The sequence below is a fragment of the Streptomyces sp. S3(2020) genome, assembly GCF_013044505.1.
Lineage (GTDB): Bacteria > Actinomycetota > Actinomycetes > Streptomycetales > Streptomycetaceae > Streptomyces.
Map to the genome: position 1 here is coordinate 1 of NZ_JABERD010000379.1, position 5,005 is coordinate 5,005.

General features: G+C 68.4%; 7 protein-coding genes and 1 pseudogene. 2 read left to right on the forward strand and 6 right to left on the reverse strand.

Annotated elements, in window-relative coordinates:
* On the reverse strand, positions 1 to 1,249 hold a 1,249-nt coding region (locus tag HLK59_RS48010), incomplete at its 3' end, for a sigma-70 family RNA polymerase sigma factor (RefSeq protein WP_171147993.1).
* Positions 1,250 to 1,438: 189 nt separating this feature from the next.
* On the opposite strand from HLK59_RS48010, the gene HLK59_RS48015 reads away from it, so the two are divergent.
* A complete protein-coding gene (locus HLK59_RS48015; protein ID WP_171147994.1) occupies positions 1,439 to 1,852 on the forward strand; it encodes an SsgA family sporulation/cell division regulator in 414 nt (137 codons plus the stop codon).
* A 14-nt stretch (positions 1,853 to 1,866) separates the two neighbouring features.
* The gene (locus HLK59_RS48020) at positions 1,867 to 2,328 is read left to right on the forward strand and encodes a hypothetical protein (RefSeq protein ID WP_171147995.1); all 462 of its coding nucleotides are present in this window, start codon (positions 1,867 to 1,869) and stop codon (positions 2,326 to 2,328) included.
* A 12-nt stretch (positions 2,329 to 2,340) separates the two neighbouring features.
* On the opposite strand, the gene HLK59_RS48025 is transcribed toward HLK59_RS48020, so the two are convergent.
* The 5 genes and pseudogenes from HLK59_RS48025 to HLK59_RS48040 all read right to left on the reverse strand — a co-directional run.
* Positions 2,341 to 2,667, reverse strand: a complete 327-nt coding sequence (locus HLK59_RS48025) for a hypothetical protein (RefSeq protein WP_171147998.1) — start codon at positions 2,665 to 2,667, stop codon at positions 2,341 to 2,343.
* A gap of 34 nt (positions 2,668 to 2,701) precedes the next feature.
* Entirely contained in the window at positions 2,702 to 3,223 is a 522-nt protein-coding gene (locus HLK59_RS51765) for a hypothetical protein (protein WP_240983067.1), read from the reverse strand.
* A 246-nt stretch (positions 3,224 to 3,469) separates the two neighbouring features.
* Positions 3,470 to 3,838: pseudogene (locus HLK59_RS51770) on the reverse strand (DUF4279 domain-containing protein); the annotation flags it as partial.
* Positions 3,839 to 3,846: 8 nt separating this feature from the next.
* The gene (locus HLK59_RS48035) at positions 3,847 to 4,263 is read right to left on the reverse strand and encodes a DUF4279 domain-containing protein (protein ID WP_171147997.1); all 417 of its coding nucleotides are present in this window, start codon (positions 4,261 to 4,263) and stop codon (positions 3,847 to 3,849) included.
* Between the two features lie 16 nt (positions 4,264 to 4,279).
* Positions 4,280 to 5,005 (reverse strand): putative adhesin (locus tag HLK59_RS48040; RefSeq protein ID WP_346780001.1); only part of this gene is annotated, 726 nt, incomplete at its 5' end.

Sequence of the window (5,005 nt, forward strand, 5' to 3'; positions counted from 1 at the left end):
GTTCCGGCGTCTTGGGAGGTTCCGGTGTCTTGGGGGGTTCGGCGACAGGGGGCTCCGGTGCCTTCGGGGGTTCCGCGACAGGAGGTTCCGGAGTTTCCGGGGTGTCCTCGACAGGGGTCGCCGGCGGCGTGGTCCCGGTGGTCGACGGCGGTCCGACGACCGGGACCACGCCCGTCACACCCCCGCTCGCGCCCTCGGCCCGAACCCGCACAGTGCGCTGGACGTCCGCCGTCCCCTCCGCCGTACCGCCGCTCTCCACCCCGTCACTCCGCACCGGGGCCTCCGCCACCGGAACCTTGGCCACCGGCGCCTCGGCAACCGGCCCCCGCTGGGCCGGAATCGAACCGGACTCGAACGGCCCGAGGGCGAGGAACACCGCGGCGGCACCCACCACCACGGCCCCCGCGGCCGCCGCGGCCTTGGACCCGCCGACCGCGCTGTGCCGTACTCCGTCCAGCAGCCCGCCCGCGGACCCGCCGAAAGCCGTCGCCGTACCCGCGAACCCCAGCAGGAACTTGCCGCTCCCGCCCACCGCGAACACCAGCAGCGCGGGCCCGACCATCGCTGGCAGCCGGTTGTTGGCGCTCATCAGCGCCGCGAGGCGGGCCCGGCAGTCGTCGCACGCGTCCACATGCCCGAGCACCCGCTCGGACTGCCGGGCGGTGGCGGAACCCCGTACATGGGCAGGCATCCGAGCCCAGTGCACCTGGCACGCGGGATCGTCGGGGGCGCCCGTCTGGGCCTTGAGGAACGCCAGCCGCATCCCTTCGCGCGCCCGATGCAGGAGTACGGCGGTGGCGCCCTCCTTGGTCCCGAGCTGCGGCCCGATCGCCGCGAGCGGCTGCCCCTCCGCCTCGGCCAACCACAGTGCCTTGACCCACCGTTCGGGCAACTGCCCCAGCACCCGCACCACCATGTCGACGGAGGACACGTGCTCGGCCGGATCGTCCCCGTGCCGCCCGGCCTCGGCCTGCTCGCCGGCCTGCGGATCCTGCGGGGTCTCCCGTACGGCACTCCCCGCGGCGCTCGCCAGATGCCGCACGGTCGTCATCAGATACGCCGGGACGTTGTCGATCGCGTGCCCCGCGGCCAGCCGCCGCCACACCCGGAAGTGCGCCTCGGCTACGAGGTCCTCGGCGGTGTGGGCGTTCCGGGTCAGGGAGCGGGCGTACGCGACGAGACGCGGCTGCTGCTCCTCGTAGATCCGGGCGTAGTCGGCGGTGGAAACGGCGGTGGAAACGTCGGACATGGCGAAACGCTCCAGGGGCCTGCACTAGGGCGGGGAAGGTTTTGTAAGCCTAGATGGCAAAAGTTTCAATCAAAGTTTCAGCCATCGCAGAAAGTGACGCACGTCACTTCCATAACGGCGTAATCAGAAGTCCCTCCAGCCGCTCGTACACACGTAACGGTCCAACCAGCCCCGCATCGGAGCCCGTCCATGTACTTCGCCCTGGAACAGCCCACCGGCGCCCGTCTGCTCACCGAGGACGACGAGGAACTGGCGGTCCCCGTGACCCTCCGCTACACATCGGACGACCCCCTGGCCGTCCACTTCGTCTTCCCGCCCTGGGTCTCCCTCGACGGCGACGAGGTCACCTGGACCTTCGCCCGCGGCCTGCTGGAAGAGGGCCTCGGCTGCCCGGCCGGCGTCGGCAACGTCCACGTCCACCCCTTCGGCCAGTCCCGCACCGCCGTGGAGTTCCGCGCACCGGAGGGCATCGCGGTGGTCCTCTTCGAGACGACGGCCCTGCACCGCTTCCTGCTGCGCTCGTACTCCGTCATGGAGCCGGGCGGCGAACCCCTGGAACCGGCCCTGGAGCGTGGGCTGGCGTCTCTGCTGGGCGGGGTGTGAGCTACGTTCACGGGATGGTCGACTGGAAGACCGGCGACGGAGTGTCGGGCATCGACGATCCTGCCGAGGTGGACGCCGCGTTCGAGCGCGGCGAGCGGCCGCTCGGTACGGCGGTGATCGCGCTGGCCTTCAACTGCTCGCTGGAGGAGGCGTCGCCGCGGATCGTCAGGGCGACGCGGTTGCCCGATCGCGACCAGCGGTGGTTCGCGTTCACGGCGGTGGCGGTCGCGGCGCGGCTCAACGGGGCGCTGACGCCGGAGCTGTACGCCGTGCTGCGGGCCGCCGGTCTGCACGGCACCGCCGAGGACGCGATCAGGGACACCCTGACGTTCGTGCCGTACCGGGACCTGCCGCCGTGGCTCAAACGGATGCGGCTGCGGCTCGCGGTCGTGGACAAGCTGGACTACTGGAAGCTGCTCGCCACCTACGCGGCCGAGGACGTCCGGAAGGCGCTGCGCGGACGCCGCCGTTCCTGAACCCCGTTCGCCTCAGCCGCCCTTGGAGCCCTTCTCCTCGGTCTGCACCTTGCCTTCGAGCCCCTTGGCCAGTTCGTCCTCCAGCTTCTTGAACTCGCGGACGACGGCGTCGGACATCTCGGCCAGCGCTCCGAGCTGCTGGGTGATGTCCTCGCGGCCGTCCTCCCAGTTGGACTCGAAGTCCTCCAGGGCGTCGTTGACGCTGCCGTCGCCGATGTCCTCCTTGTACTGGGAGAACAGCTTCTTGGTGTGGTTCAGGCGCGTGTTGATCGAGCGCAGCCGGCTGCCGTAGCCCTCGAGTTCGGCGAGCGGGAGCGAGAGGTCCTTGCCCTTGCCCATGATGCGGATCCCCCGGATAGACATGGATGGTGGGTCAGACGAAGCGGAACGTACCCGTCACCGCGTCGAAGATGTCGTGGAAGGCCTCGGCCAGGTCCAGCACGGGACTTGCCCCGGAGACCAGGACGACCTGGTCGGTGGTGCCGGGGACGGGGATGTACGTCTGTGTCATCACCATCCGCAGCGTGCGGCTGTCGCCCCGCTCGACGGGTACGTCCTCGACGCCGAACGTCCGCGCCGCCGTACCGACTTCGGGAATGTCCACGGTCGTGACCTTGCGCCAGGCGTCGCCCTCGCGGCGGGGTGTGACGGTGGAGAGGCTCTCGGCGATGACACGCGGGTCCGTGGACAGCGCGACACCCTGCTGGTTCTTCGCCCCCACCACGGAGACCGTCAGGGTCGCGGTGAGCGGGACACCGTCGAAGTTCTCCGCCATGCACCCCAGATAGATCGCCCCGGACTCCTGCGCGTCCTTGGCCATCTTGCGGAGCATGGCAGTCAAATCGGCCCGGTACGGCTCCAGTTCGGGCGTCGCCCGGACCCGCTCGTCGACCAGGGCACGGATCGTGGCCTCGCGGCCTTCGGGGCGGATGTCGAACTCCCACCAGGATTCGGGGACCGACAGGGAGATTCCGACAGGTGCCGGTTCTCTGGCGGGTTCTCTGACGGTTTCTCTGGCGGCGTCCTGGGGTTCGTCCCCCGAGGGAGTGGTGGCGCGGTGGGAGCCGTCGCCCGCGGGCAGCCAGTCCAGCAGGTCTTCCGAATGCTCGGCGACCTCCGCGTCGGTCGTGAACGAGAGCGGCAGACCCAGCGTGGCCACGCGGGTCAGCAGGGCCGGCGAAAGGACGACCTGAGTTCGGGGGCGCACAAGCCCGCTGAGGTCCAGTTGTACCGTCAGCCCGGAATCGCGCAGATCCTGAATTCGCTCCAGAGCGCCGGAGATCCGATTCCCCAGCTTGTCCAGTGAGTGCTCCGGACCCTGCTCCTCCGTGCCCGTCACCTGGACGGCCCAGAGGCCTTCACCGGAACGGAATGAGGCCGGGGATCCGGATTCCCTGGAAATCGTCGGCGAAATCCCCAACCGGCGTGTGACGTCTTCCGGCACCAGGTCGGCCCCCGTGATGAGCAGGGCAGCCGTCGGGCCGGACCAGGAGTTCTTCGAGGTCGACATGGCTCTCGCTATCGTTCGCTGGTGCTGGGGGAGACGACGAAGGGAATGTTCAGTGCCGCCACCTGCGAAATGACATCAGGGGCCAAGCTGAATGTGCTGCCGCGGCCGACAAAGCCCGAGACATTGATCGAGACCTCGTATCCCCGCGCCGCCAGGGAGGAGATCGACGAGGCATGAGGGGTGATCTGCCGAAGCAGTTCACGAAGTTGGTCGTCGATCCCGCCGGGCAGCCTTTTGTGCACGGCCAATGACCAGACGCCTTCGTCGGGGAGGCCGAGGCTCCGGGAGCCGTCGGTCGGAAGACTTACCGCGGTGGGGGTCAACGGAAGCTCGCGCGCGAGGAGATCGGGGTCCAGATCGGACTTCCGGACGAGGAGCTTGACGTCGGTCTCGACCCAGGCTCCCTCGGTGTAGTCGTACTGCATCTGTCGTCCGGCTCCTTCAGAAGATCTCACGGCAGGCGGCCCAGTGTACTTCTCCCATACCGGGCTTCAGCAGGTCGGCCAGCTTTGTCCGTTCAGCGACGGTGACCGAATTCTCCATGACACTGAAGCTCATTCCACCCGACCCTGCCGGTGCTGCCAGTGTGTAGTTGGGGATCTCCTGATTGGCATGGGCTATCTCAAATGCTTCGCCCGGGTAGACACCGGCTTCCACGGACACACCGTGCAGGCCTCCGAGTTGGTCGCCATGATCCACGTAGAACGAAACCGATGTGCCTTCCGGAACCTTTATCGTGCCAGCGCCTGATTCCAGGAATCCGTGACCGGCGAGAACCGTCCCATCGGTTCTTCCTCCCTGGAACACGCGAGTCGCGTAATAGTGGCCCTGCTCGGCTGTGTAGGTCTTCTTCGATATTTGAAGGCCGGCGTTCATGAGGGCTTGTTTGACCGCGCCCACTTCAGGGATGGTTCCCCCGGATCCGCGGGATGCCATGCCCTTGAGCCACGATCCGTCGAAACCGCGGAAGACGTTCCGCGCGCTCCCGCCGAGGCTGCGGATGCCGTTGGCGAGGTTGTTGAGGCCGCCGCCGATGCCTCCCATGGCTCCGGTGCCGAGGGCTCGGAGTCCGCCGGCTTTCCAGAGTTTGCCGAGTTTGGCGATGCTGGTGAGGCCTTTGGTGGCGGGTATGCAGTCGAGGAGTGCCCAGGCGAGGTCGCCCCAGCC